Source organism: Nocardia sp. NPDC052316, from assembly GCF_044547795.1.
Lineage (GTDB): Bacteria > Actinomycetota > Actinomycetes > Mycobacteriales > Mycobacteriaceae > Nocardia.
The window spans coordinates 647,071-661,360 of sequence record NZ_JBIUBB010000007.1; the positions used below are offsets into that span (position 1 = coordinate 647,071).

The window sequence follows — 14,290 nt, forward strand, 5'->3', positions numbered from 1 at the left end:
GTCACGCGAAGATCGCGTGTACCTGATCGATGGCCTCGGTACCGTAGGCGACCGCACCCACCGGAACCGCACCCTCAACAGCCTCGATCACCCGTGCGGTCCATATGGGTCCGAACCCACCGCACAACTCGATGAGTTGAGCGCCATCGGCGACGAGGCGGCGCGCCACGGCGACAGCCTGCTCCGGATGCTCCACGCCGACGAAAACCGAACGGCAGCTGGGCGTTTCGACGACCGTCTCCCGATCCGGGTCACTGCCGCTCGCGGTGTAGATGAATCCCCATGCGGTGAGCGCCATTCGCTACCCCTCCTGTCAGCCGAACTTCGGCCGCACCGACGCTTCGGTGTGGCCCTATCCGCTTCCAGGAGAATCGATCACCGGTCGCCCTGTCCACGAGGCAGCACCGCATGCGTGTGCGGCGTTGCCGCAGCCACCAGGTCAGCGGCGATCGAACGGTATCGCGCGGCCGCGGAATCGGCCGCATTCCATACCAGGGCATAGCGGATTCGCGGCGCGTCTGCGGCAAACGGCACCCAGATCAACCCGTCGCCGGGCCGCACATCCCACGCCGGTCGTAGCGCGACGGTATCTCCGGCGTGCGCGAGTTCAGCACCGAAAAGACCCCTGCGCGGCGCGTTTTCACGCACAGCCACTGGCTGCCACCCGGCCTGAGTCCACGTGTCGCGAACCGAGTCGTAATAGCCCGGCGCCCATGAACGCGTGAACCACGACAAGGCGCAGCCGTCGAGATCGGCCCAGCGCACCGCCGTTCGGTCGGCCAGCCGATGGTCGGACGCCACCACCACACCCAGCTCGGTGTCCTCGATCGTGACGGCCTGCAAACCCGACAGATCGGCGGGCAGCAACAACACGCCGACATCGAGCGCACCGTCGCGCAGCCGAGTCAGCTGCTCAGCGGTCTGCAGGTCGGCGACCTCGGGCGCCACTTCGCCGGCCGCGCGCCACAATGCCGACGCACACCACGGCGGCGCGCCGGGTGTCACGGCCAGACGCAATCCCGAGCGCTGCTGTATCGACTCCCGCGCCCGCCGCGCCGACTCCACCACCACCCTGGCATGCCCTGCCAACCTGGCACCGGCCTGCGTCGGCGTCATCCCCGCCGGACTACGCACGAACAACGCCGCGCCGAGCTCCCGCTCGAGCGCGATGATCTGCTGGCTCAACGACGTCGGCCGGATCCCCACCACCTCCGCGGCGCGGGTGAGATTCCGCTCTTCGGCGACCGCGAGGAAATACCGCAACTGTCGCAGTTCCATCCGCCAACGCTAGCGAATCGCGCCCCGAGCCCGCGGCGGCCCTGATCGACCAGCGTTAGACGAGGTCAGTTGTTCAATTGCCACACGCTGAAGTTCAACACCGCCGCGAAGGCGGTCCACAGCAGATAGGGCACCAGCAGGGCGGCGGCAAACCTGCTGTGCCGCCAGAAGATCGCGATGGTCGCGATGATCGCGCAGAGCAGCACCAGGATCTCCGCCAGTGCGAGGCCGCGCAGATCCGCCCCGAAGAACAGCGGCGTCCACAGCGCGTTGAGCACCAACTGGCCGACGAACGCCGCCAGCGCCCACCGCACGCGCTGCCACGGCTCGCCCCGCCAGACCCACCACGCCGACAGCGCTATCAACGCGTACAGCAGGGTCCAGACCGGTCCGAACACCCACGAGGGTGGGGCCCATCCCGGCTGGTTCAGCTGGTTGTACTGTTCGGCCGACGATTGTGCGGCCAGATTCCCGGTGGTCGCCGCGGCGACCACGAGCAGCAGCACCGCCGCTCCCCCGCCGACTTGCGCGCCGATCCCGTACGGCGACCGCGGGAATCGGTTGCCGGTCGAATCCGCTTGCTCCGTGGTGCTTTTCATCGTCACTCCGTCCTGTCGCCGTCGGTCGGGTGCATGCGGCGACTCCTTGCCGTTCTCGTCAGGTATGGACTGATTCCCGATCAGCCGGACGCCGCGCCGTTTCGGATACCCCGTGCTGGCCGACTCCGGCCAACGGGCTCGGCCACCAGATCCGCGGGCCGACCAAACGGAACATCGCCGGAATGACCGCCGTGCGTACTACCAGTGTGTCGAGCATGATGCCGAGGCCGACCACGATGCCGAGCTGGGTCAAGGTGATCAGCGGCAGCACCCCGAGCACGCAGAACACCGCGGCCAGCACCACTCCGGCGCTGGTGATCACGGCACCGGTCGAGGACACCGCGCGGACGATGCCCCGCGTGACGCCGTGGCTCGGCGTCTCCTCCCTGGCCCGGGTGACCAGGAAGATCGTGTAATCGACGCCGAGTGCGACCAAGAACAGGAAGGCGAACAGCGGCACATTCGTGTCGATCGCGGGAAAGCCGAACACGTGCACGCTCATCCAACTGCCCAGACCGAGCGCGGCCAGCGCACTCGCCACCGTCACACCGACCAGCAGCAGCGCCGCCGGCACCGCACGCAGCAGCGCGAGCAGGATCACGCACACGACGACGAGAACAAGCGGAATGATCACCAGCCGGTCCCGGCTCGCGGCGTCGCGGGTGTCCAACGCCTCCGCGTCACTGCCGCCGACGAGCGCGTCCGCGCCGGCCACTCGACCCACATCCGACCGGATCGCCTCGATCACGGCGAACGCGCGGTCGGATCCGGGCTCGGCATCCAGAACCACCGCCCACCGCGTCATGCCGGCGGGCGAGGAACCGGTCTCGGTCGCCCGCACCACACCTGGCCGGGCGGTGAGCGCTTCCTCGACGCGCGGGGCGAGCGCCGTCGCGGCCACCACCACGGTCGGGTCGGCCGCGCCGGACGGGAAATGTGCTGCGAGTGTGTCGAATCCGGCTACCGACTCGGCGCGTACCCGAAACTGTTCGGTCTGTGACAGACCGATGTCGACCGTCCACAGCCCGGCGGCGCAGACCGCAAGCAGAGCGGACGCGGCGGCCGTCACGCGCACCGGCCTGCCGACCACCCAGGTGGCGATGACGTGCCAGACCCCTTGCTCGGCGGCGTCGCGCCCATCCGAGCGAGGCACAAAGGGCCAGAACACATTTCGCCCACACAGCGCCAACGCCGCAGGCAGGCCGACGAGCACGAACAACACTGCCACCAGCAGCCCGGCCGCGGCAAGGGCGCCGAGACTCCTGGTGCTCGGCACCGAACCCAGCAATAACACCAGCAGTGCCATGACCACAGTCAGATTGCTCGCCAGGATCGCCGGTCCGGCGCGACCTACCGCGCGGCGCAATGCCAGCCGATGGTCCGATTCATGATGCAGTTCGTCGCGGTATCGGGAGACGAGCAGCAGTGCGTAATTGGTACCCGCACCGAAGACAAGCACGCTGGTGATGCCCGCGGTGGAGCCGTCGAAAGTCAGTCCGGTCAGCCGGGCCAGACCGGTGCCCGCACCGGTGGCCGCTCGATCCGCCGCGCCGATGATCAGCAGCGGCACCAGCCACAGCACCGGCGACCGATAGGTCAGGATCAGCAACAACGCGACGACCACGGCGGTCACCGCCAGCAGGGTCGTGTTCGCTCCGGAGAACGAATCGGAGATGTCCGCCGCGAAGGCAGGGCCACCGGTGACCTGCAGCATCAGTTCCCCGGGAAGTCCGTCGGCGGCTGCCTGCCGCAATCGGTCGATTTCCGCGGTGAGTTCGGCTCCACTCAGGTCGGTGGATACCGGAACCTGGGCAAGCACCGCCGCACCGTCGGGCGCACTCGCGAGACTCGGCTCAGATCCAGTCGCCCGCTCGACCGCCGCGGCGGCTGCCACACGATCGGGTGCGCCGAGAGCCGCGCCGTCGGCCCGGCTGACCACCACGATCACCGGGGCGACCCCCGAGTCGGGGAACTGCGACAACACCTTCTCGATGCGGGCCGACTCCGCGGTATCCGGCAGCGACCTCGGCGACTCCCCTGACGCGTCGTTGCCACCGACGCCTGCGATCAACAATCCGGCGACGGCCATGAGTACCACCAGCAGAACCCACGACCATCGGGCGGTGACCCCAGCTGCGTACCGATCCCAGATGCTCACTCGACAAACTATCTCAGATACTTAACTATTAAGCAAATGAGAGAGTTGCGGAGGTTAAGCTGACCTGCGTGATCGAAGGCGACAGCACAGCAAAGCGCCCCGCACCAGCGGACGAACGCGCACGGCTGGAGACCGAGATCGGTGCCGACCTGCGCGCACTGACAGCCATCTCCGAGCAGCTCGGTCATGTCTTCGCTCGCTCGAACAACCTGCGGCCCAACGATTTCCGTGCGCTGCTACACGTCGCGACGGCCGAATTCGCGGGCCGCCCGCTCAGTCCGGGTCAGCTGGGCAAGTTGATGGGGATGTCCTCGGCCGCGGTGACCTATCTGGTCGAGCGGATGATCGAGTCCGGCCATCTTCGTCGCGGCACCGACGCGAGCGACCGCCGCCGGGTAATCCTCTACCACGACGAACCCGGCCGGGCGGCCGCCGAAGACTTCTTCATCCCCCTCGGTCAACGCACCCGCGCGGCCATGGCGGAGTTTCCCGACGCCGATCTGCTCGCCGCGCATCGAGTGCTCACTGCGGTGGTCGACGCACTGCGCGAGCATTTCGACGCCGTCACACAACCGGAGTAGCTCGATTCGCCTGGCGTTCAACGGTTATCCAGCCGCCTGCTCGTAATCGGCGAGCACCAACTCGCGCGTCGCCTTCGCATACGCGACATGCGAACCGGGCCATACGGCGAACACCTTGCCGGTCTCGGTGTGGTACCAGCCGGGACACCCTGAAGTGAATACCGTTGCGTGCGCGCGCTTCTGGAGTTTCTCGTTGAATCGCTCCTGCACCTCGGGCCGCACGTCCAGCCACCCGCCGGTGCGCTCGAGATGTTGCAGCGCCATGCGGATGTAGCGGGCCTGCTTCTCCAGCAGGAAGGTGATGGTGTTGGTGAGCGAGCCGGTATTGGGCCCGTACATCATGAACAGGTTCGGGTAGCCTGCCGCGCAGATGCCGAGGTACGCCTGCGGTCCGTCCTTCCATTCGGTGTGCAGCGCCCGGCCATCGCGCCCGGTGATCTCGATCGGCGCGAGATACTCGTTCGGCGTGAAACCGGTGCACCAGACGATGACGTCGGCATCGATCTCGGTGCCGTCGGCCAAGACGAGCCCGCGCGGACCCACCTGCCGCACCCCCTCGGCGTACACGCTGACATGCGAGCGATCCAGTGCCGGATACCAATCGTTGGACAGCAGAACGCGATTGCAGCCGACCTTGTAGTGCGGCGTAACCATCTTGCGCAGCAATGGATCTCGGATCTCCCGGCGGATCTTGGCCCGCAACAGCGCATGGTAGACGTGGCGCAGCGGGTCGGCGCGGTTGAAGATCATCGGGACTCGTAGTTCGTACCACAGCCATTCGGCGTTGTGCTGCAGGCGGGCCAGGCCGGGAACCCGGTGCACCAGCCGATGTATCGGTCCGTCACCGCGGTGGTTGTACTTGTTGCCGACCCAGTACGGCGACCGTTGCACCACATGGAGTTCGGCCACCTCGTCGACGATCGCGGGCACCAGCTGCACGGCACTCGCGCCACTGCCGACCACGGCGACCCGCTTACCGCTCAGCTCTACCGAATGATCCCACTGCGCCGAGTGGAACTGGTTGCCCGCGAACGAGTCCAGCCCCGGCAGCTGCGGAATCTTCGGCCTGGACAGTTGGCCGGTGGCACAGATCAGCGCGTCGAATTCCTGGCTGTCGCCGTCGGCGAACGTCAGCCGCCACCGCCCGTCCACGAACGCCGCCGCCGTGACCTCGGTACCGAAGCTGATCTTGGGCGTGACACCGTACTTGTCCGCGCAGCGCTGCAAATACCGGTGGATCTCCGGCTGCGAGCCGTAACGCGCCGACCATTCGGTCTCGAGCTCATAGGAGAAGCAGTAGGCCGGGGACGGCACGTCACACGCCGCGCCCGGGTAGGTGTTGGCTCGCCACACCCCACCCGCCGAGTCACCACGCTCGAAGACGCGATAGCTGTGAATCCCGTTGCGCCCCAGCTCGATAGCGGCGGCAAGCCCGCCGAAGCCCGCCCCGATAATGGCTACCGTCGGTGTTGATCCGGTCATGTTCGCAACGATAGAAACGTGACCGCGCACGCCCCAGGTCCGTGGCGGACAAGGTTGTTGTCAGTTTCGGACATCCAGCCACGCAACGGCTGGTTCAGCCGGCCGGACAAGCGGCGGGCGCGACGTCAGGCGGCTCGGCAAGTGTCAGGCGCGACGTCGGTCAGCCGGGCAAACGACGGGCACGACATCAGCCAACCGGACAACCGTCAGGCGCGACATCGGCCAACCGGGCAAACGGTGACCACGTCGTCAGCCAGCCGCACAAGCGGCGACCACGTCATCAGCCAGCCGGACAAGCGGCGAGCACGACATCAGCCAGCCGGGCAGCCGGGCAAGCCGCGAGCGCGACTCGATCAGCCGGGCAGGCGGTGAGCACCACTCCGGTCAGCCGGCAGGCTGCGGCCGCGACTTCGGCCAGCCGGGCAAGCGGCGAGGGCGAAGTCAGCTGGCCAGGCAACGGCGAGCACGACATCAGCCGCCCGGACAGGCGAGCACGACATCGGTCAACCGGACAAGCGGCGGGCACCACTCGATCAGCCGGACAAGCGGCGGGCACCACTCGATCAGCCGGGCAAGCCGCGAGCGCGACTCGATCAGCCGGGCAGGCGGTGAGCACCACTCCGGTCGGCCGGCAGGTTGCGGGCGCGACTTCGGCCAGCCGGGCAAGCGGCGGGCGCGAAGTCAGCTGGCCGGGCAAGCGGCGAACACGACTGGATCAGCCGGGCAGGCTGCGGGCGCGATATCAGCCAGCCGGACAGGCGGCGAGCACGAAGTCAGCTGGCCGGGCAAGCGGCAAGCACGACATCAGCCGCCGGGCGGGCGGCGAACATGACATCGGTCAACCGGACGAGCGACGAGCGCGGCCAGGCGTCTGCCCGGTCCATCGCCGGTAAGCCCGAGAGAAACCGGCGGCGTCGTGATAGCCCAGCCGGGCCGCGACTGCCGCCACGGGGAGCCCGGTGCCGAGCAGTTCTGCCGCGAGGGCCGCGCGCACCTCGTCGGCGAGTTCGCGAAACGAGGTGCCCTCGGCCGCGAGGTTGCGCCGCAGGGTCCGCGGATCGACGTGCAGCCGAGCGGCGATCAGATCCATGCCAGGCGCGGTGTCGAGGTGGGCGAGCAGTAGCGCGCGTACCCGGGCGGCCAGCGCACCCCGGCCGCGCCGGAGGTCGAGCAACCGCAGGCATTCGCGCTCCAACTCGCTGGTGACCAGCGGATCCGCGTTCGGCAGCGGCAGGTCGAGTACGTCGCGATCGAGCACGATGCGATGGTGCCGACAGCCCGACCGTAGCTCGATGTCGCCGATCCGCGACCGGACCGCGTCGGCTCGCGCGCCGGTCAGTCCGGTTTCGATCCGCACCCCGACGCTCGGTCCCAGCGCGAGCGGAACCAGATGCGCGATCTTGACCAGCTCACGTTCGACGAAGAACGCCCGGACATCGGCGGGAATGTCCGCGTCGGCGCAGACCACAGCCACCTCATGGTCGGCCTCCACCAGCCGTACCCGCACGAACGCGAAGGACAGTTCGACATAGCGGAGGCCGAGCACGATGGCGTCACGCAGCGTCGGGCTCGACATCATCGCGTACCCCCAGACGCCGAGGCTGCCGATGGTGTGCCTGCTGCCTGCCTCCGCGCCGAGACCGGGCCGATCGCCGAGCTCCCGAACGAGGTTGCGTGCCACGGACAATTCCTGCGCAGCCTGCACCACCGTGGTCGGATCGGTGAGGTCTTCGAGTCGAAGTCCGCTGCCGACCAGGCAGCTGGTCACCGGCATCCCGTGCGCCACACCGACCTCGGTCAGGATGCGCACGGCTGCCGACCCACGTGGGTGATCCCAGGTGGGTGCCGCCTTACCGATATCGCCTGTCATCATGACCCGAGCGGACGATACCGGGCAGCCGCGGCGCGCCGGGCGGCTGGTCCTGATCCACGCGACAACGCAGCGGATTGACTGTGCCGTGGCGCCATAGTGTTGACTGTCGCCCGTGCACTTGCCACTGACACCCGATGGCCGGACCCCGGCCCGCGTGCTCACCATCGGTGGGACCGATTCCGGCGGCAGCGCAGGCGTCCAAGCCGATTCGCGCTCCATGGCCCTGCTCGGCGTGCATGCCTGCGTGGCTGTCACCGCGGTCACCGTGCAGAACTCGCTGCGCGTCAGCGACATTCACGTGATCCCGCCGCGCACGGTGGCCGATCAGGTGCGAGTTGTAGTGAGCGACATCGGGATCGGCGCCGCCAAGACCGGCATGCTGGCCACCGAGGCCACCATCGAAGCGGTCGCGCAGGTATGCGGCGAGGTGGGCATCGGGCAGGCCGGGTCGATCCCGTTCGTCGTCGACCCGGTCGCGGCCTCGATACACGGTGATCCACTACTACCCGACTCCGCCTTGGCTGCCTTGCGGCACACACTGATTCCGATGGCCACCGTGCTGACCCCCAATCTGGACGAGGTCCGGTTACTCGTCGGCATCGACGTCACCGACGATCGCACCGCGCGCCGGGCGGCCGAGGCGCTGCACAAGTTCGGCCAGCGCTGGACGATCGTGAAGGGCGGGCATCTGCGTTCCTCGGCCTTCAGCAGTGACCTGCTCTACGACGGCGACCGATTCCACGAGTTGTCCGCGCCGCGCGTCGACACCGCCCACGATCACGGCGCGGGCGACACCCTGGCCACCGCGACCGCCTGCGCGCTCGCACACGGCTACGACGTGCCCTCGGCGATCGCGTTCGCGAAGGAATGGACCACGCGCTCCCTGAAGGCGTCCTACCCACTCGGCGCGGGGCACGGCCCGGTATCGGCGCTGTGGCGGTTACGCGAGCGCTGAACGCCCGCATCGTTCAGCGCGGCAACGTCTTCGGCGTTGGTTCGCGCCGCGTGGTTCCGAGCGGATCGCTGCCGACCTACTCGATCAGGCCGGCCTGGTGGGCGACGGCGCTGCGGAGCAGAGCAGCGACCGCTTCGGGAGACTCTACGGCCTGCTCCGCTGGGAGCTCGCGCACGTAACGCGCCGACCCGCTCAGGAGCCCGGCGGGGTCCTCCAGTAGCGCGCCCTTGTGAAAGACCAGCCGCACTCCCTTTTTGGCGGCCGCGATTCCGCATAGCCAGTCGTGCCAGCGATTGTCGATGGTGAAGGTGATGCGGCCCCACTTCACGGCCTGCTGAAGGCGGGGTTCCGCGGCATTGACCAGACGCACCAGCTCTTCAGCTCGGCCTCGCTGGTCTTCGTCGAGTCCGGCGAGCCAGGTCTGGATGTGCTCATCGGTCATGGCTGTCTCTCCTTTCCGATGGCGCCATGGTCTCGCAGCGGTACGACATGTTCGCGGGGTCGAGCGCGTGGATCCCCTCAGTATGTCGACGCGGGAATAAGGCGCACACAAGTATTGTTGGGCTGGTCATGGCCAACGAATCCGCAGAACTCAGCCCTACTGATTGGGTGCAGGACCAGACGAAGAAGATCCTCGAGACCGGGACCACCGAGGGCATCGATGTGCTCGGGTCGCCGGTGGTGTTGCTGACCCTGCGCGGCGCGAAGACCGGCAAACTACGCTACACGCCGGTGATGCGGGTGGAGCACGACGGCAAGTACGCGGTGGTGGCGTCCAAGGGCGGCGCTCCTGAGCACCCCACCTGGTACTACAACATCAAGGCGTACCCGGAGTTCCCGTTGCAGGACGGCACCGTGACGAAGGACTACATCGCGCGTGAGGTCGACGGCGCTGAGCGGGCCGAGTGGTGGGAGCGAGCGGTAGCCGCCTACCCGCCCTACGCCGAGTATCAGGAGAAGACCGATCGGCTGATCCCGGTGTTCGTGCTCGAACCGAAGTAGTCGGTACGGTCCGCATCCGCGTTGCGCCGAATAAGGTTGTCGCATGACCGCCCTCGACTCCCCGATTCCGAGATTTCATTTGGCGATGCCGGTCGACGACCTCGATGCCGCGCGCCATTTCTACGGCGCGGTGCTGGGCCTTCCCCAGGGGCGCAGCGCGGAGACCTGGGTGGACTGGAATCTGCACGGCCACCAATTCGTCACCCACCTCGCACCGGACCGCCCGCAGCGGGTCCACAATCCGGTCGACGGCCATGATGTACCGGTTCCCCACTTCGGCCTGATCCTGCCGATCCCAGAGTTCCATCAGCTCGCCGAGCGACTTCGAGCGGCGGGCACCGAGTTCGTCATCGAACCGTATGTGCGGTTCGAGGGACAGCCGGGCGAACAGTGGACGATGTTCCTGCTCGACCCCGCGGGTAATGCCTTGGAGTTCAAGGCTTTCGCCGACGACTCCCAGGTCTTCGCCACCTGAGGTCGATCGCGCGGCCAACGAACAACGTGCTACGCCAACGCCGTTGATAGCTGTGCCTATAGCCGTCAACGGCGCCGCGCGTCCCGATATCGCGCGAGAGCGAAGCCTGTGGACCTCGGTGTCGAGTGCGCCCGGGCATGCAGGACGATGGGGAGGTGAATGCTCCTGCGCCCGGGCCCATTTTCGATGTGCTCGCCGTCTTGAACGGCGTCGTCGATCTGCGCTCCTATCCACGCAAGCACCTCGTCCTGAGCTCCCCGCAGACCGGCGGCTTCGTGTTCGGCTCGGCCGACTATCAGCGTGCGATCTTCGAGCCGGTCCTCCACCTGGTCAACGGCATCGAGCTGCTCGAATCGCAGGGCTGGGAGCTGGTCAGCGTGGTCGAACGAAACATCCAAAATGTTTACTACACAATAGCGTTCATGCGCAGGACCTGAATTGGGCAATCCCCGGGACCGTATTCGCGCTCAGATGGCAATCGGATAGTTCGCTTGGAAGGCGAGCCGCCGGTCAGCGTCCGCGGCTATGCGGGTGAGCTCGTCGTCCAGGACCATGAAGGCCTGCCACGGCTCGCTACCGTCGGCAGCGGCGAGACGTTGCACGATCAGCTGCTCGAGGTCGGGGACTCGCTTACCCTTCCAGATCTTGTCGGCCAGGCTGACCAGCAGATCGTCCACGCCGATGCCGTCCTCGGTCCAGGACGCGTGGGTGCGCGCGAACCTGGCGAGCTCCGCGCTGACACCATGCTCGCGCAGCAGTAGGTATCCATCCTGCTCATGCGCTGATCCCGGCCCGGACAACTCATCCGGATGGATCACCTTGCCGATGTCGTGGGTCGCCGCACCGAACAGCACCGCCTCCTCATCGACCGCTACCGCCGCGTAGTTGGCCCGGATCCAGGCGACCAACTCGCAAGCGACGTCGTGCACTGCGCGCAAATGCGCCCCGAGCCTGGGCGGAGCATCGACACTCAGGAGCAGGACCTGCGCCTGTTCCGGCAGCGGCCGAAGATCGGCTCGCTCCGTCAGGGCTCGCTGAAGCGCTGCAGACGACACCCCAGCCAGGGTAACGCCGCAACCGAAGCGGCTCTGCGAGAAGCCCGCCCGTCCGGTTGCGACGAATGCCTAACGGCGCGAACCCGGGCGACCGGCCTGCGGCCAACTCTGTTGCAGCACAGGCCTGCGCGGGCCTGCACTCGAGCTGCGCCGCCGCTCTTTCTGTCCACGCGGATCCATTGCTCGTGCCGCCGCGCCCAGTAACAGCAGTACAAGGAGCGCGGCGCCTACGACGGTTGCCCAGAACAGCATCTGATCTCCGAATTCCTCAGCCTTGGGACGAAGCGGCGCTGCTGCCATCCGCATTCCGATAGTCAACTGGCACAGATGTTTTCATGCGACGCTGAACTCCGCGAGTCGACGGCGAACAACGGGTGAACATTTGGTTGTGGCACAACGAGACCCGCCCGGCACTGGAGGTCCTCACAGCCACCGATCTATGGTTTGGACTGTGGCCCTGCTAGTGCACTTGACACCGGAGAAGAACGCACGGCGAATCCGCCGAGCGGGCATCACCACGCCCGGCTTCGCCCGCGGCGTCTTCTGCATGCCGGTGCTGCCCTCGTATGTGCTGTCGCACCAGTGGTTACGCGAGCTACGCCGCGGCGGCCAGCGCCTGTTCATCGCAGTACATTTCCGGATACCCGACGACGAAACGGTCCTCGTCGGCCATTACTCTGCAGCTGGCACAGAAATGACTGCGGCCGAGGCTGTTTCGCTGATCATGCACGCCGAGGACGCTCGCGGCTACCAGATCGTCATACCTCGCTCCATCGCCCCCACCGAACTCCACCGCGTTCGGCACGTCCGCCAGGTGACGGGATGGCGCTACCATCCGGACGCGCACGGTCGCCGCCCCTGCGCCTGCCCGGCCTGCCTGGGCCGCGGCGAATTCAAGTCCGCCGACCTGCGCCGCCGGCTCTCCCCCGAAACTCCCACACTCACGAAACCTCAACTGCTGGAACAACTACGAAACGCGGACAACGACGACGACCTCATCGACGCCCTCTACGGTTTGGGCGGCCGCAGCCGCGGCGACGTCACCGACATCGCACACCTCGTCGACCACGCCAACCCCGAAGTCCGCTACGCCCTCGCCTACGCACTACACAACTACCGCGGCATCGAGGCCCGCCGCCTACTGACCCGATTGACCGCCGATCCCGACCCCGAAGTACGCCACGAGGCGGCGAAGCGCTGATAGCCAGCCCCGACCTGTTCAGCGATGACCGCCGGAACCCGCACCGTTATCAAGTGGTGAGCGCTCGATAAACGTTGGTATCGTGCAGACCCTCGGCGGTCCACGGATGAGGGGCGGGTGTGCCCGTGCTGCGGCGGTTCTGGATCGAGTTCGATTGCGACCACGGATCAGATCTGTGGTGGATCAGTCCGTACGCCGGTGTGACCGGCTTCGACGAGCAGGACTGTTTGGCGATGGTGGCCGATCTACTCGCCGACGACGAGGAGTTACCCCCGGTGCGCCGCATCACGGTGGACGTCTCACTGGCCGAGCAACTTCCGGTGAACCCGCTCGCTCTCGGAGTCCCGGTGTGGCGAGGGGTCTGGTACCCACCGGTGAACCTCTCGACCGGGCCGAATCTTGTTCGGTACCGGCTTCGGCATCACCCTGACCAATGACCGCAACGTCGCGGTGGCCGGTCAATGGGATCGGTGTGCGGGGGGGCGGCGAGCACCGGTGACCTGCAGCGTCTCGTCAGGGTTCGAGGTCGACCACGCCGCTGCCGCTCTGGATATCGAACGGGACCGAGACCTGATCGTGCGCGATCAACCAGGTGTGGTCGATCTTTCGCATGCCGAACGTGGCCCGCACCCACATTCCGTTCGTTATCGCCCCGTTTTTCAAGGTGCCGTGCAGACGTGCGAAGGCGTGACCGAATGCCACGTCGTCACCCACGGTGAACGTGAGATCGCGAATCTCGTAATCCACACTTTCGAAGAGGAGAAACACGTTCGCCCAATTCTCGAGTTTGGCCGCGATGCCGACATGCTGGAGCGGCGGTTCGACATCGAAGGACACGACATCGGTCAGGTACTGCCGTTTCACGCCGTCGAGATCCTTCGCACGCAGCGCTTCGATCAGCTTGTCGATTTGCCGGCGAAGCTCCACCTCGTCGAGTTGCTTACGCTCAGCGTCGAATTGAAAGGTGTCGGGAGTGGTCATGTCGGCTCCTCAATCGACGAGAGTGGTTTCGCGGGCCACGCGCAGCGGTGCGAGCGCGGTGCTCCAGGAGACGACTTGATCGAGCATGGTGTGTAGTGCGGTCCGGTGGTGGTCGCGCGGTGTGAAGGTGGTGTAATTCTCGAAATCGGTGAGCACCGAAATCTCCACCGGGCGACTCACATCGGCCATCCCCAGCGTGCTGCACACCATCCGAAGTTGCACCACCGCGCGAGCACCGCCGCTCACGCCGTAGGAGACGAAGCCGACGGCCTTGTCGGCCCATTCCATGCACAGATGGTCGATGGCGTTCTTCAGCACTCCCGGTACACCGCCGTTGTACTCGGGGGTGACGACCACGAAGCCGTCGAACGGGGTGATCCGCGCGGCCCATTCGCGGGTGTGCGCATGCGCCGAAGGTCCGAGCATCGGCGGCATGGGCTCGTCCAGATGCGGGAGCGGGTGGTCGCGCAGATCGATCAGTTCGAACTCGGCGTCGCCGCGCTGTGCTGCCGTATCCAGGACCCACTGGGCGACCCGCGCACCATTACGGTTGGGCCGGGTGCTGCCCAGGATGATGCCGATTCTGCTCATGGCCGGAACTCCTGGTTCGCTGAAAGGTGTCATGACCTTCCGACGACACAGCCGTCCGG

The 14,290-nt window shown here is 66.9% G+C and carries 17 protein-coding genes; 7 read left to right on the forward strand and 10 right to left on the reverse strand.

From position 1 onward, the window contains the following. Position 1: 1 nt before the first annotated feature. From ACIHA7_RS34415 to ACIHA7_RS34430, 4 genes are all read right to left on the reverse strand, one after another. Positions 2-298 carry a DUF6506 family protein gene (locus tag ACIHA7_RS34415; RefSeq protein ID WP_397295480.1) on the reverse strand — a complete coding sequence of 99 codons (297 nt, stop codon included), beginning with the start codon at positions 296-298 and terminating at the stop codon, positions 2-4. A 77-nt stretch (positions 299-375) separates the two neighbouring features. Then, on the reverse strand, positions 376-1,278 hold the full coding sequence (locus ACIHA7_RS34420; protein ID WP_397295482.1) for a LysR family transcriptional regulator: 903 nt from the start codon (positions 1,276-1,278) through the stop codon (positions 376-378). Between the two features lie 65 nt (positions 1,279-1,343). Then, on the reverse strand, positions 1,344-1,877 hold the full coding sequence (locus ACIHA7_RS34425; protein ID WP_397295484.1) for a TspO/MBR family protein: 534 nt from the start codon (positions 1,875-1,877) through the stop codon (positions 1,344-1,346). A gap of 58 nt (positions 1,878-1,935) precedes the next feature. Continuing rightward, the gene (locus ACIHA7_RS34430; RefSeq protein WP_397295555.1) at positions 1,936-3,966 is read right to left on the reverse strand and encodes an MMPL family transporter; all 2,031 of its coding nucleotides are present in this window, start codon (positions 3,964-3,966) and stop codon (positions 1,936-1,938) included. 140 nt (positions 3,967-4,106) lie between these two features. Between ACIHA7_RS34430 and ACIHA7_RS34435 the strand changes: the two genes are divergently transcribed. Continuing rightward, a complete protein-coding gene (locus ACIHA7_RS34435; RefSeq protein WP_397295556.1) occupies positions 4,107-4,616 on the forward strand; it encodes a MarR family winged helix-turn-helix transcriptional regulator in 510 nt (169 codons plus the stop codon). A gap of 24 nt (positions 4,617-4,640) precedes the next feature. Here the strand turns inward: ACIHA7_RS34435 and ACIHA7_RS34440 are convergent, their stop codons facing one another. Together ACIHA7_RS34440 and ACIHA7_RS34445 are read right to left on the reverse strand one after the other, a co-directional pair. After that, the gene (locus tag ACIHA7_RS34440; protein ID WP_397295485.1) at positions 4,641-6,098 is read right to left on the reverse strand and encodes a flavin-containing monooxygenase; all 1,458 of its coding nucleotides are present in this window, start codon (positions 6,096-6,098) and stop codon (positions 4,641-4,643) included. Positions 6,099-6,936: 838 nt separating this feature from the next. Continuing rightward, positions 6,937-7,971 (reverse strand): AraC family transcriptional regulator ligand-binding domain-containing protein, encoded by a 1,035-nt coding sequence (locus ACIHA7_RS34445; protein ID WP_397295486.1) that lies wholly within the window; start codon positions 7,969-7,971, stop codon positions 6,937-6,939. Positions 7,972-8,083: 112 nt separating this feature from the next. Between ACIHA7_RS34445 and thiD the strand changes: the two genes are divergently transcribed. Next, the gene (gene thiD, locus ACIHA7_RS34450) at positions 8,084-8,926 is read left to right on the forward strand and encodes a bifunctional hydroxymethylpyrimidine kinase/phosphomethylpyrimidine kinase (RefSeq protein WP_397295487.1); all 843 of its coding nucleotides are present in this window, start codon (positions 8,084-8,086) and stop codon (positions 8,924-8,926) included. Positions 8,927-9,002: 76 nt separating this feature from the next. Here thiD and ACIHA7_RS34455 read toward each other — a convergent pair whose 3' ends face one another. Next, complete coding sequence (locus tag ACIHA7_RS34455) at positions 9,003-9,368, reverse strand: DUF1801 domain-containing protein (protein ID WP_397295489.1); 366 nt, start codon at positions 9,366-9,368, stop codon at positions 9,003-9,005. A 128-nt stretch (positions 9,369-9,496) separates the two neighbouring features. Between ACIHA7_RS34455 and ACIHA7_RS34460 the strand changes: the two genes are divergently transcribed. From ACIHA7_RS34460 to ACIHA7_RS34470, 3 genes are all read left to right on the forward strand, one after another. Next, a complete protein-coding gene (locus tag ACIHA7_RS34460; protein ID WP_397295491.1) occupies positions 9,497-9,928 on the forward strand; it encodes a nitroreductase family deazaflavin-dependent oxidoreductase in 432 nt (143 codons plus the stop codon). A gap of 43 nt (positions 9,929-9,971) precedes the next feature. After that, positions 9,972-10,403, forward strand: a complete 432-nt coding sequence (locus tag ACIHA7_RS34465) for a VOC family protein (protein WP_397295492.1) — start codon at positions 9,972-9,974, stop codon at positions 10,401-10,403. A 155-nt stretch (positions 10,404-10,558) separates the two neighbouring features. Beyond that, positions 10,559-10,840 (forward strand): hypothetical protein, encoded by a 282-nt coding sequence (locus tag ACIHA7_RS34470; protein ID WP_397295494.1) that lies wholly within the window; start codon positions 10,559-10,561, stop codon positions 10,838-10,840. Between the two features lie 30 nt (positions 10,841-10,870). On the opposite strand, the gene ACIHA7_RS34475 is transcribed toward ACIHA7_RS34470, so the two are convergent. Then, the gene (locus ACIHA7_RS34475) at positions 10,871-11,458 is read right to left on the reverse strand and encodes an HD domain-containing protein (RefSeq protein WP_397295495.1); all 588 of its coding nucleotides are present in this window, start codon (positions 11,456-11,458) and stop codon (positions 10,871-10,873) included. Positions 11,459-11,909: 451 nt separating this feature from the next. On the opposite strand from ACIHA7_RS34475, the gene ACIHA7_RS34480 reads away from it, so the two are divergent. Together ACIHA7_RS34480 and ACIHA7_RS34485 are read left to right on the forward strand one after the other, a co-directional pair. Continuing rightward, positions 11,910-12,659, forward strand: coding sequence for a HEAT repeat domain-containing protein (locus ACIHA7_RS34480; RefSeq protein ID WP_397295497.1), 750 nt, complete (start codon positions 11,910-11,912; stop codon positions 12,657-12,659). Positions 12,660-12,778: 119 nt separating this feature from the next. Then, on the forward strand, positions 12,779-13,096 hold the full coding sequence (locus tag ACIHA7_RS34485) for a hypothetical protein (RefSeq protein WP_397295499.1): 318 nt from the start codon (positions 12,779-12,781) through the stop codon (positions 13,094-13,096). A gap of 76 nt (positions 13,097-13,172) precedes the next feature. Here the strand turns inward: ACIHA7_RS34485 and ACIHA7_RS34490 are convergent, their stop codons facing one another. Next, entirely contained in the window at positions 13,173-13,640 is a 468-nt protein-coding gene (locus ACIHA7_RS34490; RefSeq protein WP_397295500.1) for a YybH family protein, read from the reverse strand. Positions 13,641-13,649: 9 nt separating this feature from the next. Beyond that, positions 13,650-14,231 (reverse strand): NADPH-dependent FMN reductase, encoded by a 582-nt coding sequence (locus ACIHA7_RS34495; protein WP_397295502.1) that lies wholly within the window; start codon positions 14,229-14,231, stop codon positions 13,650-13,652. Positions 14,232-14,290: the final 59 nt, after the last annotated feature.